Annotated in this window: 17 protein-coding genes; 7 read left to right on the forward strand and 10 right to left on the reverse strand. The window is 76.9% G+C overall.

Annotation, left to right across the window (positions count from 1 at the left end; all coding sequences use genetic code 11):
* Positions 1–106 precede the first annotated feature (106 nt).
* Both MUU72_RS12375 and MUU72_RS12380 read right to left on the reverse strand, forming a co-directional pair.
* Positions 107–850, reverse strand: coding sequence for an ABC transporter ATP-binding protein (locus MUU72_RS12375; protein WP_248013347.1), 744 nt, complete (start codon positions 848–850; stop codon positions 107–109).
* An 85-nt stretch (positions 851–935) separates the two neighbouring features.
* Positions 936–1,883, reverse strand: coding sequence for an ABC transporter permease (locus MUU72_RS12380; protein ID WP_248013249.1), 948 nt, complete (start codon positions 1,881–1,883; stop codon positions 936–938).
* Positions 1,884–2,075: 192 nt separating this feature from the next.
* Between MUU72_RS12380 and MUU72_RS12385 the strand changes: the two genes are divergently transcribed.
* Positions 2,076–2,717: a TetR/AcrR family transcriptional regulator gene (locus MUU72_RS12385; RefSeq protein ID WP_248013250.1), complete on the forward strand. Its 642-nt coding sequence runs from the start codon at positions 2,076–2,078 to the stop codon at positions 2,715–2,717.
* A gap of 38 nt (positions 2,718–2,755) precedes the next feature.
* Here the strand turns inward: MUU72_RS12385 and MUU72_RS12390 are convergent, their stop codons facing one another.
* Entirely contained in the window at positions 2,756–4,399 is a 1,644-nt protein-coding gene (locus tag MUU72_RS12390; RefSeq protein ID WP_308403810.1) for a serine/threonine-protein kinase, read from the reverse strand.
* Between the two features lie 327 nt (positions 4,400–4,726).
* Between MUU72_RS12390 and MUU72_RS12395 the strand changes: the two genes are divergently transcribed.
* Positions 4,727–6,943, forward strand: coding sequence for a PIG-L family deacetylase (locus MUU72_RS12395; protein WP_248013251.1), 2,217 nt, complete (start codon positions 4,727–4,729; stop codon positions 6,941–6,943).
* Here the strand turns inward: MUU72_RS12395 and MUU72_RS12400 are convergent.
* From MUU72_RS12400 to MUU72_RS12410, 3 genes are all read right to left on the reverse strand, one after another.
* On the reverse strand, positions 6,901–7,350 hold the full coding sequence (locus MUU72_RS12400) for a GtrA family protein (protein ID WP_248013252.1): 450 nt from the start codon (positions 7,348–7,350) through the stop codon (positions 6,901–6,903). The genes MUU72_RS12395 and MUU72_RS12400 overlap by 43 nt on opposite strands.
* Positions 7,350–8,342 (reverse strand): glycosyltransferase family 2 protein, encoded by a 993-nt coding sequence (locus tag MUU72_RS12405; protein WP_248013253.1) that lies wholly within the window; start codon positions 8,340–8,342, stop codon positions 7,350–7,352. Before MUU72_RS12405 ends, MUU72_RS12400 begins: the two co-directional genes overlap by 1 nt.
* A gap of 61 nt (positions 8,343–8,403) precedes the next feature.
* Positions 8,404–10,971, reverse strand: a complete 2,568-nt coding sequence (locus MUU72_RS12410) for a YfhO family protein (protein WP_248013254.1) — start codon at positions 10,969–10,971, stop codon at positions 8,404–8,406.
* Between the two features lie 250 nt (positions 10,972–11,221).
* Between MUU72_RS12410 and MUU72_RS12415 the strand changes: the two genes are divergently transcribed.
* Positions 11,222–13,189: a glycosyltransferase family 2 protein gene (locus MUU72_RS12415; RefSeq protein WP_248013255.1), complete on the forward strand. Its 1,968-nt coding sequence runs from the start codon at positions 11,222–11,224 to the stop codon at positions 13,187–13,189.
* A gap of 31 nt (positions 13,190–13,220) precedes the next feature.
* Here MUU72_RS12415 and MUU72_RS12420 read toward each other — a convergent pair whose 3' ends face one another.
* Entirely contained in the window at positions 13,221–14,165 is a 945-nt protein-coding gene (locus MUU72_RS12420) for an oxidoreductase (RefSeq protein ID WP_248013256.1), read from the reverse strand.
* Positions 14,166–14,252: 87 nt separating this feature from the next.
* Here MUU72_RS12420 and MUU72_RS12425 point away from each other — a divergent pair, with 87 nt between their 5' ends.
* The 3 genes from MUU72_RS12425 (at position 14,253) to MUU72_RS12435 (ending at position 17,077) form a co-directional block, all read left to right on the forward strand.
* Positions 14,253–14,876 (forward strand): TetR family transcriptional regulator, encoded by a 624-nt coding sequence (locus MUU72_RS12425; RefSeq protein ID WP_248013257.1) that lies wholly within the window; start codon positions 14,253–14,255, stop codon positions 14,874–14,876.
* A 72-nt stretch (positions 14,877–14,948) separates the two neighbouring features.
* Positions 14,949–15,836 carry a DUF2268 domain-containing putative Zn-dependent protease gene (locus MUU72_RS12430; protein ID WP_248013258.1) on the forward strand — a complete coding sequence of 296 codons (888 nt, stop codon included), beginning with the start codon at positions 14,949–14,951 and terminating at the stop codon, positions 15,834–15,836.
* A gap of 143 nt (positions 15,837–15,979) precedes the next feature.
* Entirely contained in the window at positions 15,980–17,077 is a 1,098-nt protein-coding gene (locus tag MUU72_RS12435; RefSeq protein ID WP_282504000.1) for an alpha/beta fold hydrolase, read from the forward strand.
* A 52-nt stretch (positions 17,078–17,129) separates the two neighbouring features.
* Here MUU72_RS12435 and MUU72_RS12440 read toward each other — a convergent pair whose 3' ends face one another.
* A complete protein-coding gene (locus MUU72_RS12440; protein ID WP_248013259.1) occupies positions 17,130–17,870 on the reverse strand; it encodes a TetR/AcrR family transcriptional regulator in 741 nt (246 codons plus the stop codon).
* Between the two features lie 136 nt (positions 17,871–18,006).
* Here MUU72_RS12440 and MUU72_RS12445 point away from each other — a divergent pair, with 136 nt between their 5' ends.
* Complete coding sequence (locus tag MUU72_RS12445) at positions 18,007–19,791, forward strand: CocE/NonD family hydrolase (protein ID WP_248013260.1); 1,785 nt, start codon at positions 18,007–18,009, stop codon at positions 19,789–19,791.
* 42 nt (positions 19,792–19,833) lie between these two features.
* On the opposite strand, the gene galE is transcribed toward MUU72_RS12445, so the two are convergent.
* Positions 19,834–20,820 (reverse strand): UDP-glucose 4-epimerase GalE, encoded by a 987-nt coding sequence (galE, locus tag MUU72_RS12450; protein WP_248013261.1) that lies wholly within the window; start codon positions 20,818–20,820, stop codon positions 19,834–19,836.
* 44 nt (positions 20,821–20,864) lie between these two features.
* Complete coding sequence (locus MUU72_RS12455) at positions 20,865–22,544, reverse strand: glycosyltransferase (RefSeq protein WP_248013262.1); 1,680 nt, start codon at positions 22,542–22,544, stop codon at positions 20,865–20,867.
* Positions 22,545–22,635 lie beyond the last annotated feature (91 nt).

Genomic DNA, 22,635 nt, shown 5'->3' on the forward strand with positions numbered 1-22,635 from the left:
CGCTCGTCCTCAGGCGCCGGACGGGCTTGACTGTGTCCTCAGACGCCGGACGGGCTTGATGTTGCCGGGCGGGCCGGGTGGGGTGCCGCGGCGGTTCGAGGTGGCGTCAGGTGCGGGTGAAGTCCTCGTATGCCTGGAGGACCTGGTCGGTGGGGCCGTCCATGCGGAGGGTGCCCCGTTCGAGCCACAGGACGCGGTCGCAGGTGTCGCGGATCGAGTTGTTGTTGTGGCTGACGAGGAAGACGGTGCCGGCTTCCTCGCGCAGTTCGCGGATGCGGGCCTCGGAGCGCTTCTGGAACGCGCGGTCGCCGGTGGCCAGCGCCTCGTCGATCAGGAGCACGTCGTGGTCCTTGGCGGCCGCGATGGAGAACCGCAGCCGGGCCGCCATACCGGACGAATAGGTGCGCATCGGCAGGGAGATGAAGTCGCCCTTCTCGTTGATGCCGGAGAAGTCGACGATCTCGTCGTAGCGGGAGCGGACCTGCTCGCGGCTCATGCCCATCGCCAGACCGCCCAGGAGGACGTTCTTCTCGCCGGTGAGGTCGTTCATCAGGGCCGCGTTGACGCCCAGCAGGGACGGCTGGCCGTGGGTGTGGACGGTGCCGCGCTCGGCGGGCAGCAGACCGGCGATGGCCTGGAGCAGGGTGGACTTGCCGGAGCCGTTGGAGCCGATCAGTCCGATGGACTCGCCCCGGTAGGCGGTGAAGGAGACGCCCTTGACGGCGTGCACCTCGCGGACGCCGGTGGCCGGTCCGCGGCGGAGGATGCGGTTGAGCGCCGCGGTGGCGCTGCCCTTGCCGGCGCCGGTGCCGTAGACGCGGTAGACGATGTGCAGACCGTCGGCGATCACGGTGGGGACGCGGGCGTCCTCGGGTGCCGCCGGGCGGGGTGCGCCGGGGCGCGCCGCGCCGGTCGGGTCAGTCGGGTCGGTGATGTCAGCCACGTCCGTACCGCTCCTCGGCCTTCCAGAAGTACACATAGCCGGCGACGCCGGCCAGCAGGGCCCAGCCGCCCGCGAACGCCCAGACGTGCGGCGGGAGCTGGTGCCGGGTGAAGCTGTCGATCAGGGCGAAGCGCATCAGGTCGATGTAGACCGCGGCGGGGTTGCCGTTCAGCAGCATCAGCACGATCTTCGGCAGGTGCTTGCCCTGGGTGATCACGCTGATGCTGAACATCACGCCGGACGCGTACATCCAGGTCCGCATGATGAAGGGCATCAGCTGCGCCAGGTCCGGGGTCCGGGCGCCGAGCCGGGCCATGACCATCGCCAGTCCGGTGTTGAAGACGAACTGGAGGGTCAGGGCGGGCAGCACCAGCAGCCACGACCAGGTGGGCACCTGGCCGAAGGCGAGCAGGATGACCACCAGGACGGCCATCGAGTACAGCAGCTGCTGGAGCTGCGCCAGGCAGAACGAGATCGGCAGGCAGGCCCGCGGGAAGTGCAGTGCGCGCACCAGGCCGAGGCTGCCGGAGATCGCCCGGGTGCCGGCCATCACCGAGTTCTGGAGGAAGGTGAAGACGAAGACGCCGGTCACCAGGTACGGGATGTAGTCCGGAACGCCCCGGCGGGTGCCGATCAGCACACCGAAGATCAAGTAGTAGACGCCGGCGTTGAGCAGCGGGGTGATCACCTGCCACAGCTGGCCGAGCTTGGCGGTGGTGTACATCGCGGTGAGCTTGGCGGTGGCGAACGAGGTGATGAAGTGCCGCCGCTGCCACAGCTGGCGGGTGTACTCGGGCAGGGACGGGCGGGCGCCGCTCACCGTGAGGCCGTGGCGTTCGGCGAGGGCGCGCAGCTCCGGGTCGGGTGCGGTGCCGGAGCCGGACGGCCGGGCGGACGCCGGGTCGGGGGCGGGTGCCGGGGGCGCGAGGGTCTGGGGCATGCGGCCATTCGCTTTCGTGCAGGGGCGCGCGGTCTACGGGGCATCGGCGTGCGGTCGCGGGGACGGCACGGTCCGGACGACGGCGGGACGGGCGCGTCACGTCGGGACGGGTCCGTATCGTCGTGTCGTCGAGACAGTAGAGCGATCCGACGTCGGAACGCAACCGTTGCGACGTGCGGTTAGGATCACGGCATGGCACTAGACGGCAACGGGAGCGAGCACGCCCGCCCGGCGTCCGGGGCGCGGCGGGCCCCGGCCGGCGCCGCCGTGCTGCGGGAGGACAAGACCGCCGCGATCCGCGCGGCGGTCTTCGAGGAACTGGCCGCGGTCGGCTTCGCCCGGATGTCCATCGAGGGCATCGCCCGGCGGGCCGGCGTCGGCAAGACCGCCGTCTACCGCCGCTGGCGCTCCAAACTGCACCTGGTCCTGGACGTGGTCTCGGCGGTCGCCGCGGCCGGGCTGCCGGCCCCCGACACCGGGACGCTGCGCGGCGACGTGCGGATGCTGCTGGAGGTCGCCGCCCGGGCGCTGCGGCACCCGATGGCCTCGCAGATCATCCCGGACCTGCTGGCCGAGGCGGCGCGCAGCCCGGAGCTGGCCGCGGCGCTGAAGACCGCGCTGCACGACAGCCAGGAGGGCGTGGCGGCGGCGATGGTGGCGCGGGCGGTGGAGCGCGGGGAACTGCCCGCGGACGTGGACTCCCGGCTGGCGCTCGACCTGCTGACCGGGCCGCTGTACTGGCGGCTGCTGGTGGTGCGCGACGAGGTGCCCGCGGGGTACCTCGACGCGCTGGCGGGGTCGGTGGCGGCGGCGCTGGGCGCGGAGACCCTCTAGCTAGCGGGCGCCCGGCGCCGCCCGGGGGCCGGCGGGACTCACGCCTTCTTCCAGAGCGTCACCTTGGTGGTGAAGTCCGGCATGCCGCTCTCCGCGTTCGGGGTCATGCCGGTGATCTCCATCATCGCCAGGTCGCCGTCGGTGGTCCGGGTGCACAGCAGCGTGCCGACGTGGATCGTCCGGCCCTTGTTCAGCTCCTCGCGGCGCACCTGGCCGGGCAGCACGTCGGCCCGGGCGCCCTCCTGGCACGCCCGGGCGGTGCGGCCGGTGCTGCGGCCCATCGGGGTCTTGAACTCCAGGCCGATCCCGGAGACGCCCTCGTAGAGGATCTCGTAGGGGGAGTCGTCGAGCTGGACCTGGGTCTCGGCCCGGGGGACGTCGAGGTCGACGGAGGTGGTGCCGGCCGCGGCGGGGGAGTGCAGGGCGAACGGCCGGTCCTTGAAGACGACCTGGTAGCCGGCGTCGCCGTCGGGCGTGGCGGAGTGCTCCGGCGGGGTGGAGCCCTTGGTGGGGCCGGTGGCGGGCGGGTGTGCGGCGGTGCCGCCGGCGCGGGCCACCGTCCAGGTGGCGGCGGCCACCGCGACCAGCGCGGCCGCGCCGAGCACCACCCGCAGCGCGCGCCCGCCGGTCCGGGTGGCGGCGGGCGGCGGGGTGCCGGTGCCCGTGGCCGGCGCCGCCTGCGGCCCGCCGGGCGGCGGGGGCGCGGTGCCGGTGCGGGTCGCGGCCCGGTGGGGGCCGGCGACCTCGGTGGGGGTGTAGCCGGGGCCCTGGGCGGGGGCGTGGCCGGGCGGCGGCGGGGCCGCGGCCGGGGGCGGTTCCGGCAGCTGCCGGGCGGCGCGCTCGCGGCGGGCGATCTCGGTGGCCAGGGCGTCCGGCAGCCAGCCGCCGACGTCGCGCGGCCCGTGGCCGGACGCCTCCTGGCACAGCGCCGCCAGGTCGGCCGGCGCGGGCCGCTCCCCGGGGTCGGCGGCCAGGCACCGGGTCAGCAGCGGCCGCAGCGCGTCCGGGTAGCCGGACAGGTCCGGGGGCCGCAGCGCGGTGTTGGCGATCCGGGCCGCCACGGTGATGGCGGCGCCGTCCCCGTACGGGTGCCGCCCGGTGGCCGCGACCGCCGCGACCAGGCCCAGCGAGAAGACGTCGGCGGCCGCGGTGACCTGCTCGCCGCCGGCGTGCTCCGGGGACATGTACTGCGGGGTGCCGATGAAGCCGCCGCTGCGGGTGAGCTGGGTGGCGTCGGCGGCGCGGGCGATGCCGAAGTCGATGAGGTAGGGGCCCTGCGGGCCGAGCAGGACGTTGCTGGGCTTGAGGTCGCGGTGGACGACCCCGGCGGCGTGCACCGAGCCCAGTGCCCCGGCCGCCGCGCCGACCAGCCGGAAGACCGCCGGCAGCGGCAGCGGGCCGGCCCGCAGCGCCTCGTCGAGCGGCAGGCCGGGGATGAACGCGGTGGCCAGCCAGGGGAGTTCACCGCTGGTGTCGTGGTCGAGCACCGGCACGATGTGGTAGCCCTGCACCCGCCGGGCCGCCCGCACCTCCTGCTCGAAGCGGTCGCGGAAGTCCGGGTCCTGGCCGAACTCGCGGCGGATGACCTTCAGGGCGGCGGGCTGGTTGCCGCGGGTGCGGGTGAGGTACACCGACCCCATCCCGCCCTCGCCGAGCCGCGCCAGCAGCCGGTAGCCGGCCACCTCCCGCGGGTCGTCGGCGCGCAGCGGGCGGAAGACCTCGCCGCCGTCCGGCGGACCGCCGGGGCCCGTGCCGGTGCCGTAGGTGCCGTGCGTACTGATGCCGCGCCTCCCCCGATCGAAACCTACCGGGGGGATGGTATCCGCACGGCCGTACGGGAGCGGGGTGCGCAGGCCCCAACTCGGCGGTGCCGGGCGGTGGTCCGGGACGCGGCGGCCCGGCGCCCCGGACGGGCCGCTTGGGCGGGGCCGGCCACACGCCGTCAGGTTGTCGGGCTCTTACGGCATTTCGGGCGCGCGGTATCGGGGCCGCCCGCAAATACTGGGGAGGTGCCCCGGTCAGGACCGCCAGGACCCCCGATCGCGCGCCGTCGGCTGCTCCAGGTCGCCGGCGGCGCCGTCCTCACGGCCACCGCGGGCGCCGGCGTCTGGGCCTGGCTCTCCCCGGACGTGACCCGCCCGGCCCCGCCGGCCCGCGAGCAGGAGTCCGCCGAGGAACCGGACGACCAGGTGTTCCTGCACGTCATCGCGCATCCGGACGACGGGCTGTTCTTCATGAACCCCAATCTGGAGCAGGCCATCCGCAGCGGCGCCCGGACCGTCACGGTGTGCCTGACCGGCGGCGAGTCCGACGGGCGGAACGCGCCGCGCGGCAGCGCCCGGCACGGCACGGTGGTCCCCGACCGGGCCGCGTTCGCCCGGGCCCGGGTCAACGGGCTGCTCGCCGCGCACGCCCGGATGGCCACCGGCGACCCGGGCGCCGTCTGGGACGCCGAGGCCCGCAGCGTGCTCCGCGGCTTCCAGGTGGAGGTGCAGACGCTGCGCGCCGCCCCCCAGCACCAGCTGGTCTTCCTGGAGCTGGTCGAGGCCCGCGCGGTGTACCTGCCGCGCGCCGTCAGCCTGCGCGCCCTCTGGCTGGGCGCGGCCGGTACGCTCCCCACGCTGCGCCCCGAGGGCAGCCCGGTCCAGCGGGAGTTCCGCTACACCCGCGACCAGGTCACCGACACCCTGGCCGCGCTGCTGGACTGGGTGCGGCCCACCGTCGTCCGCACCCTGGACCCCAACGCGGTGCACTCCCCCAAGGAGCTGCCGCCGGCCCCCGACCCCCGCCTGGCCGGCCTGCGCTACTACGACCACCAGGACCACACCGCCTCCGCCCACTTCACCCAGGCGGCGCTGGCCCGCTACTGGGGGCGCGGCCGCCCGGCCCCGGCCATCGTGGAGAACTACCTCGGTTACGAGATGGGCGCGCTGCCCCACGACCTGGACCTGCCGGCCTCCCGCCGCAAGGCCGGCACGCTGAACGTCTACGGCTGGGCCGACCACCGGCGCTGCGGCGACCCGGCGGGCTGCGGCGACCGCAAGGTCGGCGGCTCGGCCCTCAACGGCGGCCCGCGCAACTGGACCCGCTCCACCCGGCTGCGCGCCCCCGGCTCCAACGCCTGGGTGCGCCCGGCCCGGGACGGGCGGCTGGTGGCGTTCGCGGTGCTGGGCGGGGCGGCGTACTGCTGGGCGGAGACCGCGCCGGGCAGCGGGCGGTTCGGGGCCCCGGAACGGGCCGGCGGGGAGATGCTCCAGGGGCAGCTGCACGCGGTGCGGCTGCCGGACGGCGCGTTCTGCCTGTTCGCCTCCCGGACGGTGCTGCCGGGGCCGGACACCGACCACTGCCGGGAGCTGGTCACCGCGCGGCAGACCGCCACCCGGCGGGACGGGGTGCCGGTGTTCGGGGAGTGGGAGTCGCTGGGGACGCCGGACCCGGAGCCGGTCCGGTCGCTGGAGACCGGCTTCCCGGCCGCGGTGGCGGCCCCGGACGGCACCCTGCACGTCTTCGCGCGGGCCTGGGACGGCGGCATCGGCCACCGCAGCCGGCCGCGCGGCGGGGTGTGGACGCCGTGGGGCCGGCTGGAGGGCCCGGCCGGGGTCGGCACCCTCAAGGCGTCCCCGCAGATCGTCGACGGGATCGACGCATGCGTGGACGACGGGGGGCTGCTCCACGTGGTGGCGCCGAGCGCCCGCACGGTGCAGCACTGGGTGTCCAAGGAGCCGGGGCAGGTGCCGCGGCCGGGCGCGGCCACCGGGCTGCCGGAGCCGGCCGGCCCGGTCAGCGTGGTGCCGCTGCCCGGGGGCCTGGTGCGGATCGCCTACCGGCAGGCGGAGACCGCCCGGGTGCTGATCGCCGAACGGCAGCGGGCGATCGGCAGCTGGCGGGTCTCCGCGCAGTGCGAGCGGGCCGGCGGCTACGGGCGGGTGGCGCTGGCCGCGGCCGGGAGCGGCGACCGGATGGTGCTGGCCGCCCGGGACGACGCGGGGGACGTCCGGGTGGCGATGGCGCAGACCGCGCCCAAGCCGTGGCAGCGCTGCCGGCTGGCGCACTCGGCGGCGGCCGGGGTGGCGCCCGACGCGGCCGGCCGGGCGGTGCTGGTCGCGCTCGGCAACGACGGCCGGCTGTACGCGGCCCGGCAGCACCGGGCCGGGCAGACCGCGCCGTTCCAGGGCTGGCGGGTTCAGGCCGCCCCGCCGGAGCGCTCCGGCGGCGCCCCGGGCTGAGCCCCCCGCGCGCCGCGGCGGGCCGGGGGCCGCAGGATCCGCCGGGAGACCGCGAAGGTGACCGGAAGCGCCAGCAGCGCGGCGGCCAGCGGCGCCGCCGCGCTGTCCATCCCCAGCCAGCTCACCAGCGCCACCAGCCCGGCGCTCTGCACCGCGTAGTTGGTGACCTGGGTCAGCGGGAAGAGCAGGAACTTCTTCCAGCTGGGGCGGGTGCGGTAGGTGAAGTAGGTGTTGAGGAAGAACGAGCCGACCAGGCTGAGGGCGAACGCCGCCGAGTACGCCGCGAAGTACGGCAGCACCCGGTGCAGCGGCAGGTAACAGGCGTAGAACGTCGCGGTGTTGACGGCGCCGACCAGCGCGAACCGGGCCATCTGGCCCCAGGGGACCGCGACGGCCGGGCGGCGCATCAGCGGGACCGCGGGGCGGCCGCCGCGGTCCCGGGCGGGGCGGGGGCGTGCACCGGGGCGGGGGCGGGCGCGGCGCCGTCGCTCTCCTTGACCAGGAAGTGCGGCCGCCGCTTGGTCTCGTAGTAGATCCGCCCGATGTACTCGCCGATCAGCCCGAGCATCACCATCTGTAGGCCGCCCAGGCCCACGATGATGGCCACCAGCGTCACGTAGCCGGGTGCGGTGACCCCGCCGGCGACGGCCGCGCCGATGACCCAGCAGGCGTAGAGCGCGGCGAGCGTCGCCAGGCCCAGCCCGGCGTAGATGGCGGCGCGCAGCGGGCGGCAGTTGAACGAGATCATCCCGTCGATGCCGTAGTTGACCAGCGAGCCGAAGCGCCACTTGGTCTCGCCGGCCTCGCGGGCGGCGTTGCGGTAGTCGAAGGTGACGGTGTCGAAGCCGATCCAGGAGAACAGCCCCTTGGAGAAGCGGTTGTACTCGGGCAGCGACACCAGCGCGTCCACCGCCTTGCGGGACAGCAGCCGGAAGTCGCCCGCGCCGTCGACCAGTTCGACGTCGACCCAGGTGTTGACGGCGCGGTAGTACAGGCGGCTCAGGGCGGTGCGCAGCCGCCGGTCGCCGTCCCGGCTGCGCCGGGCGATGACCTGGTCGTGGCCGAGCTGGTAGAGGTCGAGCATCTTCTCGATCAGCCCGGGCGGGTGCTGGAGGTCGGCGTCCATGAGGATCACCGCGTCGCCGGTGGCCGCCTTGAGGCCGGCCAGCATCGCCGGTTCCTTGCCGAAGTTGCGGCTGAAGGAGAGGTAGCGGGTGGTGCCGCGGTGCTGCTGGGCGAGGGCGCGCAGCCGCGGGAGCGTCCCGTCGCGGCTGCCGTCGTCCACGTAGCACAGCTCGTACTCGACCGCGAGGCGGGTGAGGACGGCGCGCAGCTGGTCGTCGAAACGGCCTATGACGGCTTCTTCGTTGTAGCAGGGCACGACGATGGAGAGCTTCATGGGCGGGCCTTTTCGCCGGGGACAGGGGGCGGCCGAGGTGGCCGTCCCCTGAAAGGCCATTTTACGAATCGGGACGAAGTGCACTATTCGGGCGGCTACTCGGGGTGAGCCGCCGCTTCCGGCGCAGCGCCCCGGCCCCCGCCACCCCGCCGGTCACCAGCGCCCCCGCCCCGCTCGCCGCCAGCCCGGCGGTCAGCCCCGGCGGCACGTAGGTGCAGGTCAGCCGGGTCGCGCCGGCGGGCAGCGGGACGGCCGCCAGCCCGCCGAACACCCCCGGCGCCCGCGTCGGCCCGCCGTCCACCGAACAGCCCCACCCGGGCACCGCCGGCAGCGCCGCCACCGCGGTCCCGGCGGGCCCCGGCCGCAGCCGCGCGGTCAGCCCGTGGCCGCCCGCGGTCAGCCGTACCGGCCCTTCCAGCGCCCGCACCGCCGCGGCGAGCCGGCCCGGCGGCAGGCAGCCCACCGCCCGCTCCGGCACGTACGGCAGGCCGGGGCCGGCGAGCCGCACCCGCACCACGCCGTCCGCGGGCACCGTCCCCAGCGGCCGCAGCGGATCGGCGGTGGTGTCCCACCGGCCCACCGCCTGCCAGGGCGTCCCCGGACCGGCGACCTCGCCCGCGAACCACGGCAGGTACGCGAGCGCCAGGCCGCCCGGGGTGCAGCGCGCGGTGAAGACCGTGCCGCCGCCCTCGGGGGCCGCCGCGCCGGGCGGGCCGGCGGGCTGCGGCCGGGCCGGCAGCGTCCAGCCGCCGGGGGCCCGGGCCGGGGCCGCGCCGCCGGCCGGCACCAGCCGCGGCACCTCGTAGACCCGGGCGCCCAGTACCCGCTCCTGGCGGGCGAAGACGGTGTCCGGGCCGGGCGGGGGCAGCGGGCCGCGCCGCACGGTCAGCAGCGGCGCCGCGGGGCCGCGCACCACGGTGTACCGGCCGCGCGGCCCGCCGCCCGGCGGCGGCAGCTGGGAGTTGCTCACGGCCATCAGCGCGCGCCCCACCGGGTCCTCGAAGCTGAGCGTGTGCCGGCCCCTGATGTACCAGCCGGCGCCCAGCGCGTGCAGGGCCCGGGCGGTCGCGGCCGGCACGTAGCTGCTGTAGTACGCGCCGCCCTCGCCGCCGAGCAGCAGCGGATCGTTGTCGGCGTACTCGTGCGGTCCCGGGTCCGTACGGGAGCGCGGCCAGTCGTCGCGGGCCAGCAGCCCCCGCCGGGTGGCCAGCGCCCCGTCGGTCAGCGTCAGCTTCGGCCGGAACCACGGGATGGTGTCCCGGACGGCCGTCACCGCGAACGCCGTGTACGCGGCGGTCGCCGTGACCGCGGCGGCCAGCACCGCGGTGGCCGCCGCCCGCACCCGGGGCCGGCCCCCGGCCGGCGCCGCCCGCACCCACAGCGCCCCCAGCACCACCGCCCCGCCGCCGGCCACCACCGTCCACGTCGCCGGCCCCACCGCCGCCCGGTCCCGCAGGCAGCACAGCGCCACCGCGACCACCCCGGCGCCGGCGGCCAGCTCACGCCGCCGCGGCCGGTGCGCCAGCGCCAGCCACGCGATCATCACCAGCACCCCGCTGAGCACGAACGCGGCCCGGAACGGACTCCCGTTGGGCAGCGCCAGCCCGTGCCACACCAGCACGGCCGGACGCCAGCCGAACGACGCGCCGATCCCCGCCGCCAGCAGCGTCCAGCCCGCCCGCACCCGGCCCGGCACCGCCCGGACGAACGGGAAGGCGGCCACCAGCAGCAGCGCCGCCACCCCCACCGCGAGGTTCGGGGCCGGCACCGCGGCGTGCCCGCCCGGCAGCAGCTGCGCCAGCTGGTCCGGCAGCGGCGGCGGGCCCCCGAAGACCGCCTCGGGCGCCGGCTGCGCGGCCCGGCTGGCCCGGAACGTCACCGTCAGCACCGGCGCGGCCAGCGCGATCCCGGCCGCCGCCATGGCCGCCGCCCGGCCCGCCGACCGCAGCCGCGCGCCGCCCGGCCCGGCGTCCCCGGTCAGCAGCCGCACCGCCAGCACCAGCCCGGTGGCCAGGGTGGCCATCGCCGCGGTGTAGAAGTTCCCGGCCCAGGCGAGCGCCACCAGCAGCGTCCCGGCCACCCAGCGCACCCGCCGCAGGCACCAGTCCGCGGCGATGCCGAGCAGCGGCAGCGAGACCAGGCCCCACATCCACATCGGATCGGCGAACCCGTCGTTCAGCACCCAGGCGCACAGCCCGTACCCCACCGCCAGCAGCGCCCGCAGCACCCCGGACCCGGGCCGCAGCCGCCCCAGGAAGACCGTCATCGCCGCGGCGCCCAGCCCGATGCAGCCCAGCGTCACCAGGAACACCGGCAGGTCCACCAGCTCCCGCGGGAACAGCCCGACCAGCCACGACAGCGGGTTCATCAGGTACGTGACGAAGTCCGGCAGGAACGGGACGCCGTACCCGCTGCCCCAGTTGAGGAAGAGGTCGCCGCGGGCGGTGCCGTGCAGCAGGTCCCACAGGTGGGCGTGGAACGGCACGAACTGGTTGCCCAGGTCGTTGACGGCGCGCGAGCGCGGTCCGAAGGGGTAGCTGCCGTACGCCGCCAGCGCCAGGCAGTACGCGCCCATGGACAGCAGCGCGGCGAGCGCCGGTGCGGCCGCCGGCCGAAAGGACCGGCCCACGGGTGTGGCGCGCCTCGCGTGCGACGGCGGGCGGGCAACCTCGCGGGCCCGGACGCCCTCTTGCGGTGCGGAAGGTGTCGGGCCCACCGTCGCTCCTCCCGGATCGGCGCGGCGGCCCGCGCACAGCAGGCAGCCACCGAGTTGTCTCGCTGACGCATGAGATGGCTTGATGTCTTGATAGTCCGTTTTACCCCGGAGGGGGCGGGGTAGGGCGGGGACCCGCAGGAAAGGAACGGAGGCCACACTTCCCGTGTCCGAGAACGCCGCCGGCTCCACCCGTGCCGACCACGCCGCCGCCCCGCACCGCCGGGGCGGGCCGCCGCCGACCGTCACCGTGATCGTGCCGGTCCACGACACCCGCCGCTACCTCGACCGCAGCCTCGGCTCGGTCTTCACCCAGACGCTCGACCCGGACCGCATCGAGATCATCGCGGTGGACGACGGGTCCACCGACGGCAGCGCCGCCTGGCTCGACGCGGCCGCCGCCGCGCACCCCCGGCTCACCGTCGTCCACCAGCCCGCCTCCGGCGGCGCCGGCCGGCCCCGCAACGCCGGCCTGGACCGGGCCACCGGTGACTACGTCTTCTTCCTCGACTCCGACGACCGCCTCGGCCCGGAGGCCCTGGAGCGTCTGGTGGCGATGGCCGAGGAGCACGGCTCCGACGTCGTCCTCGGCCGGATCGTCGGCGCCGGCGGCCGCGGCGCCCCGGTCGACCTGCGCACCACCAGCCCCCGCGTCTCGGTCTTCGACTCACCCGTCTACTGGACCCTGGCCGCCTACAAGCTCTTCCGCCGCGCGTTCCTCGAACGGCACCGGCTGCGCTTCGTGGAGGGCCGCCTGCTCGCCGAGGACCTGCCGTTCGGCATCGCCGCCCTGCTGCGCGCCGGGACCGTCTCCGTCGTCGCCGACTACGACTGCTACTACCTCCACGGCCGCCCCGACGACAGCAACGCCTCCCGCCAGGACGTGGACTGGCCCGCGTACCTCCGCTACATCGGCACCGTGCTGGCCGGCCTCGCCGACGAGGTCCCGCCCGGCCCGGACCGCGACACCCTCATGGTCCGGCACTTCCACGGCGAGATACTCATGCCGTTCGCGGCCCCCTACCTCGCCCGCGACGAGGCCGGCCGGCGCGCGATGCGCGAGGCCGCCCGCCCCCTCGTCGACCGCTACCTCACCGACCGGGTGCTCACCGCCCTCCCGCCCCGCCTCCGCCTGCGCGCGCACTGCCTCCGCGCCGGCCTGGACGCCGACCTGGCCGCCGTCGTCCGCGCCGACACCGGCCCCGCCCCCGTCCCCACCCGCGTCGCGGACGGCCGCGCCTACGCCGCCTACCCGACGTTCCGCGCCCCCGCGCACCCGCTGCCGGACCGCCTGCACGACCTCACCGACCGCCTCGCGGTCCGCCAGCGCCTCGACAGCGTCCAGTGGGTCGGCGGCGTCCTGCACCTCCGCGGCACCGCCGCCCTGCCCCCGCTGGGCGCCGCCACCGCCGCCCTGGTCCTGCACCGCGGCGGCGCCCGCCTCCGCGTCCCCGCCGCGACCGGCCCCGACGGCAGCTGGCACGCCGCCCTCGACCCGGCCGCCGCGGCCGGGGGCGCCCCCCTCGCGGACGGCGTCTGGGGCCTGAAGCTCGCCGTCACGGCCTACGGGGACGCCCCGGCGGCGGCCGGGGGCCCGGACCCGGACCCGTCGGCCGGTCTGTGCCGGGAAGTCTGGCTCGTCCCCGAGGGCGGCGCGGCCGCCACCGACACCGCGCCCCGCGTGATCAGCCACGGCTCCGAGGGCCCCACCGTCGCCGCCCTCTTCCTCTCCTCCCCGCACGGCCACCTGCACCTCGACCTCGACCACGACGGCGCCCGCCGCCCCCTCGGCGCCGACCTGCACGGCCGGGCCACCTGCACCCGCGGCGGCCGCGCCACGGTCGACGCCCGCCTCACCCTCCCCGGCTGCCCCGCCGACGCCGCGCTCCAGCTGGTCCTGCGCGACGCCACCCGCACCGTCGCCCTGCGCACCACCGTCGAACGCGGCGCCGGCGACCGCTACCGCACCTGCTCCCACCTGCGCAGCGGCCCCCCGGGCAGCTGGCAGGTCGCCCTCCGCCTCACCGCCGGCGGCCTCCGCCGCGAACTCCCGGTCCGTACCCCCGACGGCCGCCACCCGCTCCGCCTGACGGTCCCCGGAGACGGCGGGGACCCGGGGGCCGGCGGGGACTGACGGGGGGCTGACCGGGGCCGGCGGGGGCGGCTCAGTCCGCCGCCGGGACCGCGTACCGCACGCCCGTCAGCCGCTCCGACAGCTCCCACAGCCGCCGCCCCGTCTCCGGATCGGCCGCCGCCCCGGCCAGCCGCACCCGCACCGGCGCGCCCCGCAGCTCACCCGGGCCGCCCGGCCCGATGAACTCCCCGCCCGCGACGCCCGGTTCGGTCGCCGCGTAGAGCTGCGGCAGCGCGCCCTGCTCCGGCCGCTGGGCGAGCAGCGGGTTGCCGATCCACCCGAACACCAGCCGCCACAGGCCCACCGTTCCGTTGGTCTGGAGGCCGGTCGCGGTGTAGCCGGGGTGCGCCAGCACACTGCGCACCGGGCTGCCGGCCGCGGTCAGCCGCCGGTGGAGCTCCCACCCGAAGACGGCGTTGGCGAACTTCGACTGGTTGTAGAAGCCCATCGGCGCGTAGCCGCGCGCCCCGTCGAGGTCGTCGAAGCGCAGATACGCGTTCCGGTTGCGGTGGTTGACCGAAGTGACCGTCACCACCCGCGGCTCGTGCCCGGCCGTCAGCCGGCCGAGCAGCAGCCCGGTGAGCGCGAAGTGCCCCAGGTGGTTGCAGGCGAACTGGAGCTCGTGGCCCTGCGCGCTCAGGGTCCGCGGCGGCGCCATCACGCCCGCGTTGTTGACCAGCACGTCCAGCCGGGCGTGGTCGGCGCACAGCCGGTCGGCGAAGGCGCGGACCGAGTCGAGGTCGGCGAGGTCGAGCCGGCGCACCTCCAGGCGGGCGTCCGGCTGCCCGGCGGTGATCTCCGCGGCGGTCCGCCGCCCCTTCTCCTCGTCGCGCACCGCCAGCACCACGTGCCCGCCCCGGCGCGCGAGTGCCCGGGCGGTCGCCCGCCCCAGGCCGCCACCGGCCCCCGTCACCACGTACACCCGCTCCCGCAGATCCGGTATCCGGTCCGCGCTCCACCCCTGCTTCTCCGTCATGCGGCACACAATGCCTACTTTGGCACTCAGTGTCAACGGTGTCTCTCGGTGTCGGCCGATCCGTGGGGTGCTCGGTACCCTGGACCGGTGAGCACCCGCCCCGCCGCCACCCTGGCCCAGCGCAAACGCCAAGTCGTCTCCGACGAACTGACCGGCGCGGCCCTCCAGTTGCTGGCACGGAAGGGCTACGACGCGGTCACCATCGACGAGATCGTCGCCACCGCGGGCGTCTCCCGGCGCACGTTCTTCCGCTACTTCGCGTCCAAGGAGGACGTGGTCGTCCGCTTCCTCGCCGACCTCGGCGCGGGCATGTGCGCGGCACTGGCCGCCCGCCCGGCCGCCGAGCGGCCCTCCGCCGCGCTCCGGCACGCCGTCGCCGGCACCCTCGCCGCCTGCGGCGACCACGCGGACCGCGCCCTGCGCGTCGTCCAGTTGATCCTGGGCACCCCGGCGCTGCACGCCCGCTTCCTGGAGCGCCAGGCCGAGTGGCGCGACGAGCTGGCCGCGGAGCTGGCCCGCCGCCTGGACCTGGACCCGGGCACCGCGCTGTACCCGCAGCTCGCCGCCGGTATGGCCCTGACCGCCTTCAACACCGTCCTGGCCCGCTGGAGCGGCAGCGACGGCACCGAGGACCCCGCCGCCCTGCTCGCCGGCGCCTTCGCGGTCCTCGCCCCGGCCCTGGACGCGCCGCAGGGCACCGCGACGGCCTGAGGCACCGCGCTCCCGCCCGGGGCCCGGCCGCCCTTGACCCTCCGGTAACAGGAGGCCCTACCGTCCCGGGACATGAAGATCGTTGTGCACGACACCGCGTCGGCGATGGCCGACCTGCTCCGCCGCCCGGCCGCCGAACGGCCCGACGCCCTCCGGGAGATGCTCGCCCCCCTCCAGCAGGTGATGCCCCAGGGGGCCGGCCTGGACCTCGTCCGGATGCACTGCGCCGGCGGCGGCTTCCCGCTCGACCGCGACGACCCGCGCCTCCACGCGGCGCTGCGGCAGCTGGCGGAGGCGGACGTCCTTCCGCGCGTCGAGGACGCGCTCACCGCCGCCCGGGACCGGATCCGCGCGGCGGCCCCCGGTGTCCGGCACGCCGACACCGTCCACGTCGCGGTGGTCCTCGGCAACCCCGACGACCCGCACCTGGTCGGCCGCAGCGCCGGCTACCTCGGCTTCGGCGGCTTCCCCGGCGCGATCCTGCTGTACATCTGGCCCACCGCCACCAGCCTGGAGAAGATCGGCCACGCCGCCGCCCACGAACTGCACCACAACGTCCGCTACGCCAACGTGGTCTGGGACCCGGCGGCGGTCACGGTCGGCGAACAGGTCGTCGCCGAGGGACTGGCCGAGGCGTTCGTCCGGGAGCTGGCCGGTGAGCGGGCCATGGGCCCGTGGGCCACCTCGCTCACCGGCGCCGCCCTCGACGCCGCCTACGAGAAGATCACCGCCGCCGTCGACGTGGCCGGGATGGCGAACCTGACCCCGTACGTCCACGGCGACGCCACCGCGCGGCTCATGGGCCACGAGCCGGTCGGCCTGCCGGACTTCGCCGGTTACGCGGTCGGCCTCCGCATCGCCGACGCCCACCTGGCCGCCACCGGCCTGACCGCCGCCGCGAGCGCCGCCCTCCCGGCCCGCGAGGTGCTGACCAACGCGGGTGTCGCCACGGCGGCCTGACGGTGCGCCGGCCGGCGGCGCGGGTCGAGTGCGCGATTCCGGTGGCCCCACCCGGGCTAGTTGTTCTATAAAAGCTAGAACAACTAGACGGGTGGCGGCGGTCGCGCCGGAGTGGCCGCCGCCCCGACGCGCGGGGAGGGCCCATGCGTGCGGGCAAGGCGTGGCGAGGCAGGGTGGCCGGGGTCGTGGCGGCCGTGGTGGTGGGGGCCGTCGGGCCCCTGCCGGGGGCGGGCGGGGCGGTGGCCGCGCCCCGGGGGCCGGCCGTGGTGCCGGCCGTGGACCGGGAGGTCGCGTTCACGGTGGACGGGACCACGGCGTACGGCACGGTGCACGTCCCCGCGCACCGCGCGGGCCGCAAGCTGGCCGCCGCGCTGCTGATCCCCGGCAGCGGCCCGACCGACCGCGACGGCGACCAGCCGCCCGGGCTCGTCCCGCACACCCTGGCCCTCCTCGCGGACGACCTCGGCGCGGACGGGGTGATGAGCCTGCGGTTCGACAAGTACGGCACCGGGCGGACCGGGATGGGCGGCCGGGACCGCGCGCCCGACATGGCCGCGTACACCCGCCAGGCGGTGGCCGCCTACACGGCCCTGCGCGCGCAGCCGGAGGCCGATCCGCGCGCGCTGCTCGTGGTCGGGCACAGCGAGGGCGGCCTCCAGGCGCTGCTCGTCGACCGCGCGGTGGCGGCGAAGCCGGCCGGGCTCGCGCTCCTCGCCCCGCAGGACATGCGGCTGCTGGACATGGTCCGCTTCCAGCTGGCCGACGCGCTGGACCGGGCGGTGGCGGCGGGCCGCCTGGGCGCGGCGGAAGCGGAGTCCAACAAGCGGGGGGTGGCACGGGCCGTCGCGGACTTCCGGGCCGGGCGCCCGGTGGACACGGCGGGGCTGCTGCCCTCGGTCGCGGCCGTCCTCGACGCGATGGCCGGGCCGGTCAACGCGGACTTCGTGCGCAGCGACGACGCACTCGACCCGGCGGCGGTGGCGCGGGGCGTCGCGCCCGGCACCCGGACGCTCGTCACCTGCGGGACGGCGGACGCCAACGTGCCGTGCCGGACCGCGCCCCCGCTGCTGGCGGCCCTCGCCGCCGCCCGGACCACCGGCCCCGGCCTGCGGGTGCTGCCCGGCGTCGATCACCTGCTGCACCCCGCCGGGACGCCGGTCAACGACCCGGTGATCGCCCCGGCCGCGCGCCGGGCCCTGCACGCGTTCGTCCGCCCGTGGCGGGCGGGGGCGGCGGGCTGAGGTCCCGTCCGGCCGGGCCGCCGGGGCCGTCCCGGCGGCCCGGCCCGGGCGCTCAGCCGGGCGGGGGCGAGTCCAGGCCGTTCACCAGGCGGTCCAGGAAGCGGGTGAAGGTGGCTTCGGGGGTCAGCGGGCGGCCGGGGGAGGCGAGCGCGCGGGCGAGTTCGGGGTGGTCGCCGTCGGCGGCCACAGCGGCGAGGTAGCGGGCCTCGGCGGCGGCGCGGTCGGGGGACTCCGCGGTGGCGGCGCGGCTGAGTTCGTGGCTGACGTGGGAGGCCACGAACCCGGTGAGGAGGCTGAAGACCTCCAGCTTCGCGGCGCCGTCCAGGGGGAGGGGGCGCAGCGCGGTGAGCGCGTGCTCCAGGAACGCCAGGGTGTGCGGGCCCGGGGTCCGCCGGGCGGTGAGGGCACCCGGCAGCCAGGGGTGGCGGAGCATCAGCGCCCGCTGGCGGTGGCCGATGGCCTTGAGGTCGGTGCGCCAGTCGCCGGTGAGCGGGCCGGGGGGCAGGAGTTCGCCGCTGACGTGGTCGGTCATCAGCTCCAGCAGGGTGTCCTTGTCCGGGGCGTAGCTGTAGAGCGACATCACACCGGCGCCGACCCGCGCGGCGACCGCGCGCATGGTGACCGCGTCGAGCCCTTCGGCGTCGGCGAGTTCCACGGCGGCCGCGGTGATCGCCTCGCGGGTGAAGGCGGGGCGGCGCCCGCGGCGGGGGCGGCCGGGCGCCGGCCGGAGCCGGGCCGGGTCGGGGCCGGCGGACGGGTCGTCCGGGGCGGCGGGCAGGTCGTCGGCGGGCACGGTGCTCCTTCTTCTCTCCCGGGCGGGGTCCGCTCCCCGGGCCCGGCGGCCGCCGGGGAGATCCGCCGGACCATCCAAGCATCCCTGGGCCCGAGCTATTCTCGTACGACGTACGAAAACTAAGAGGGGTGGCGCGATGGCGAAGGCAGCGGGGGTGCGGGGCGGACGGCCGCCGCGGGCGGCGCGGTGGATGCGGGCGTCGTGGCGGAACCTCCCGGCGGGGCCGTACCCGGTGGGGTGGGAGCCCGGCCTGGTCGTACCGGGGGAGGACGGGGTGCCGCTGGTGGCGGACCACTACTTCCCGGACACCGGCGGGCGGCCGGGGGGCCCGGGCGGCCCCGGGGAGTTCCCGACCCTGCTGGTGCGGTCGCCCTACGGGCGCGGGGTGCCCTGGTCGGCGCTCTACGGGGTGCTCTTCGCCGAGCACGGGTTCCACGTGGTGGTGCAGAGCTGCCGGGGGACCGGCGGGTCCGGCGGGGCGTTCCACCTGTGGCGCAACGAGGCGGCGGACGGGCGGGCCACCGTCGCCTGGCTGCGGGAGCAGCCGTGGTTCAACGGGGCGCTGGGCACGATCGGCCCCAGCTACCTCGGGTACGTGCAGTGGGCGCTGGCCCTGGACCCGCCGCCGGAGCTGCGGGCGATGGTGGTGCAGGTCGGACTGCACGACCCGTACGCGTACTTCCACACGGGCGGCGCGGTCCACCTGGAGAACGCGCTGGTGTCCGGCGTCGGCCTGGCCCACCAGCACCAGGGGTGGCGGCCGTTCCTGCGGGGCGTGCTGGGGCTCCGGCGGTGGCTGCGCGGTGCGCACCGGGCGGCGGTGCCGTCCGCCTCCGGGCCGGACGCCTCCGGATCGTCCGCCGGATCGTCCGCCTCCGGGCCGTTGGCCGAACTGCCGTGGCTGGCCGAGGCGTTGGCCCGGACGGACGCCGGCGACCCGTACTGGGCGGGGGCGTCGGCGGAAGCGGCCGCGGACCGGGCGGGGGTGCCCGTCTGCCTGATCGGCGGGTGGCAGGACGTGTTCCTGGACCAGAACCTCGGCCAGTACCGGCGGCTGCGGCGGGCGGGGGCCCCGACCGCGCTGCTGATCGGGCCGTGGACGCACACCTCGGCGCTCCAGGAGGGGTGGCCGGAGGTGTTCGCGGAGAGCCTGGCGTGGCTGCGGGCGCACCTGTGCGGTGAGCGGGCGGCGCTGCGGCCCGCGCGGGTACGGGTGCACGTCGGCGGCGACGGCGGGGACGGGACGCGGCCCGGCGGGGGGACGGGTGGCGGTGCGTGGCGGGAGCTGGCGGACTGGCCGCCGGCGGCGGGCGGCGCCCCGGACCGCTGGCACCTGGGCCGCGGCGGCCGGCTCGGGCGGCACCGGGAGCCGGACGGCCCCGGCCCCCTGGCCGCGTTCCGGTACGACCCGGCCGATCCGACGCCGTCGGTCGGCGGGGCGGTGCTGTCCCGGGGCGCCGGGCGGCGCGACAACCGGGCGCTGGAGGCGCGGGCCGACGTGCTGACCTTCACCGGGCCGGAACTGGCGGAACCGGTGGAGGTGCTGGGCGAGGTCCGGGCCCGCCTGCGGGTGACGGCGGCCGGCGACGCCGGCCCGCCGCCCGGGTCCGCCGCCGACGGGGCCCCGCGCCCCTTCGACGTCTTCGTGCGGCTGTGCGACGTGGACGCGCGCGGCCGGTCCGTGCAGGTCTGCGACGGACTGGTGCGGGTGGCGGCGCCCGGCCCGGCGGGGGAGCCGTCGGCGGTGGAGGTGCCGATGGGCGCCGCGGGGCACCAGTTCGCGGCCGGGCACCGGGTGCGGTTGCAGGTCAGCGGGGGCGCCTTCCCGCGCTACGCGCTCCCGCCGGGCGCCCGGGACGCCGGCCCGCTGCGCATCGCCGTGCACCCGGGATCGGCGCTGGACCTGCCCGGCGGCCCCTGACCGAGGGCCCGCCCGCCCCGCCGCGGGGGCGGGCGCCCCGGCTCAGCCCCGCGCGCTTCGGGGGTGGTGGTGCTGCCAGCCCGCCCACGCCGAGGTGATCATGGAGCGGACGTCGTGGCGGGCCTTCCAGCCCAGTTCCCCGGCGATCCGGTCGGCGGCGGCCACCACCCGGGCCGGGTCGCCGGCGCGGCGCGGCGTCACCTCGGGGACGACGCCCTCGTGGCCGGTGACCTCGGCGATCAGGTTGACCATCTCGCGGACCGACACGCCTTCGCCGCGGCCGATGTTGAGGGTCAGGTCGCGGACCGGGCCCGGCTCGGCGAGCTTGCGGGCGGCCGCCACGTGGGCGTCGGCGAGGTCGGCGACGTGGATGTAGTCGCGGATGCAGGTGCCGTCGGGGGTGTCGTAGTCGTCACCGAAGATCCGCGGCGCGGCGCCCTGCGTGAGCCGCTCGAAGACCATCGGGACGATGTTGAAGACACCGGTGTCGGCCAGCTCGGGGGTGGCCGCGCCGGCGACGTTGAAGTAGCGCAGGCAGGCGGTGCTGATGCCGTGGGCCCGGCCGGCGGCGCGGGCCATCCACTCGCCGACGAGCTTGGTCTCGCCGTACGGGTTGATCGGCGCGCAGGGGGTGTCCTCCGTGACCAGGTCCACATCCGGCATGCCGTAGACGGCGGCGGAGGAGGAGAACACGAAGCGGGGGACGCCGCCGGCGGCCATCGCCTCCAGGAGCGTCTGGAGGCCGTGGACGTTCTCGCGGTAGTAGTGCAGCGGCATCTCCACCGACTCGCCGACCTGCTTCTTCGCGGCCAGGTGGACGACGTCGGTGACGCCGTGCGCGGCGATCGTTTCGTCCAGCAGGGCGCGGTTCAGCGTCGAGCCGACGACCAGCGGCACGTCGCCGGGGACCCGTGCGCGGACGCCCGTGGTCAGGTCGTCCAGCACGACGACCGTCTCGCCGGCCTGCCGCAGGGCCCTTACGACATGGGAGCCGATGTAACCGGCACCACCCGTGATCAGGTAAGACATAGCGCCAATCCTAGGCAGGGGACACAGGGACGGGGGAGCGCGGGTCAGCGGCGCAGGCGCCGGGCGGCGATCCGCCACACACTGCGCGGGCCGGACGCCACCCGCAGCGCCAGCGCACCGCCGGTGGTGGCGTACGGCTGCGCGAGCAGCACCAGCCGCTGCCGGCTGGGCAGCACCCGGCGCCGCAGACCCGGCCCGGCCGGACGCAGCGCGGCCCCCAGGGTGGTGCCGTCGGCGCAGGTCAGCCGGGCCGCCAGATCCCACGGCTCGGGCTCGGCGGGCCGCGACCCGGGCAGGTCGGTGAGCGGCGCCAGGTCCAGCGCCAGGGCGGCCGTCCAGGCGGTGCCGTCGGCGGTCGGGGTCAGCGCGGCGGTGCGCACCGGGCCGGGCCGGCCGTCGCGGCGGCGGTGCAGGACCAGGTCGATGCTGACCGGGCCGGCCTCGGCCAGCCGGCCGTACAGGTCGTGGACGCGGACCCGCAGCAGCCCGCCGTCGGTGCCCAGCACCGGCTCGGCGTCGATGGCCACCGGAAGGCGGGCGGGCGCCGCCGTGCCCGGCGCCTCCTCGTCGCAGGGGTCCGCGCCGTCCCCGGCACCCAGCCCGTCCAGCCGCACCCCGGGCAGGTCCGCCGACCAGACCGGAGCGCCGTCCGGGCCGGTGGCGTACGGGGGCAGCAGGCGGCCGGGGCGGGCCGCGAGCTGGGTCAGCCGGTCCAGGTCCCGGGGCGCGGGGGAGGCCAGGATCACCCGGGCCAGCCAGCGGGCCGGCGCGTACGCCCCCGCCAGCGCCTCCTCGTCGAAGGACGCCAGGTGCTCGCGGGTCAGCCGCCACCACTCGGCGCGGTAGTCGGCGCCGCGGGTGTGCAGCTCGCGCACGTACATCCGCAGGTCGTGGTCGAGGAACTTGGTGGCCGCGGCCCGGGCCAGCACCGCCTGCCCGGCGTCGGTGAACGTCCGCAGCACCGTGCGGTGCGCCTCGATGCGCTGCCGCCAGTTGGCGACGTCCTTGCGGTCCAGGGAGATCGACTGCTTGGCGGCGGTGCGGCGGACGTGCCAGACGTAGACGGTGTCCGGCACCGTCGCGATCTTCGGGGCGGCGGCCAGCACCCGCGCGGTGAACACGAAGTCCTCGTAGTGGTACCGGCCTTCGGGGAACGCGATGCCGTGGCCGGTGAGGAAGTCCCGGGCGTAGAGCTTGTTGACGCAGAGGGTGTCGCGGACCAGCTGCGGCGCGTCGGCGGGGGCGGCGTGGACGGCCGGCGCGCCGAAGAGGGCGGGCTGCCAGGGGACGTCGCGGCGGGCCGGCAGCTCCCGGCGGACGCAGGCGCCGGCGGCGACCGGCGCACCGTGCTCCCGCGCCGCGGACAGCAGGGCCGGCACCGCGCCCGGCGGCAGCACGTCGTCACTGTCGAGGAACATCACGTACCGGCCGGTGGCGGCCCGCAGGCCGTCGTTGCGGGGGGAGCCGCAACCGCCGCTGTTCTCCCCCCGGTGCAGGACCCGCAGCCGCGGCTCGGCCAGCGCCAGGGCGTCCAGGGCCGCGCCGGTGCCGTCGGTGGAGGCGTCGTCCACCGCGATCACCTCGCCGACCGCGTCCCCCTGGGCGAGCGCCGAACGCACCGCGTCGGCGACGTGCACCGCGTCGTTGAAGGCGATGACGACCACGCTGACCTGTGCGGTCGGCGTGACGGCGGGCCCTGGCTGTGACTCAAGGGCGTCATTCACAGTCACTGAATCTACATTTCGTGTCGACAGCGGCGCACGGCGCGAGCGGGCTCGGACCCGGTTCCCAGGGTCAGAGTGCGATATCCGCCGG

The organism is Streptomyces rhizoryzae, from assembly GCF_023155275.1.
In the GTDB taxonomy this organism is placed as follows: Bacteria; Actinomycetota; Actinomycetes; order Streptomycetales; family Streptomycetaceae; genus Streptomyces; species Streptomyces rhizoryzae.

Excerpts from the sequence above, each read along its gene's own strand:
- MUU72_RS12405 (WP_248013253.1), bottom strand. The coding sequence starts at position 8,342 with ATGAAGCTCTCCATCGTCGTGCCCTGCTACAACGAAGAAGCCGTCATA.
- galE (WP_248013261.1), bottom strand. The coding sequence starts at position 20,820 with ATGTCTTACCTGATCACGGGTGGTGCCGGTTACATCGGCTCCCATGTC.
- MUU72_RS12380 (WP_248013249.1), bottom strand. The coding sequence starts at position 1,883 with ATGCCCCAGACCCTCGCGCCCCCGGCACCCGCCCCCGACCCGGCGTCC.
- MUU72_RS12430 (WP_248013258.1), top strand. The coding sequence starts at position 14,949 with ATGAAGATCGTTGTGCACGACACCGCGTCGGCGATGGCCGACCTGCTC.
- MUU72_RS12445 (WP_248013260.1), top strand. The coding sequence starts at position 18,007 with ATGGCGAAGGCAGCGGGGGTGCGGGGCGGACGGCCGCCGCGGGCGGCG.
- MUU72_RS12420 (WP_248013256.1), bottom strand. The coding sequence starts at position 14,165 with ATGACGGAGAAGCAGGGGTGGAGCGCGGACCGGATACCGGATCTGCGG.
- MUU72_RS12400 (WP_248013252.1), bottom strand. The coding sequence starts at position 7,350 with ATGCGCCGCCCGGCCGTCGCGGTCCCCTGGGGCCAGATGGCCCGGTTC.
- MUU72_RS12385 (WP_248013250.1), top strand. The coding sequence starts at position 2,076 with ATGGCACTAGACGGCAACGGGAGCGAGCACGCCCGCCCGGCGTCCGGG.
- MUU72_RS12435 (WP_282504000.1), top strand. The coding sequence starts at position 15,980 with ATGCGTGCGGGCAAGGCGTGGCGAGGCAGGGTGGCCGGGGTCGTGGCG.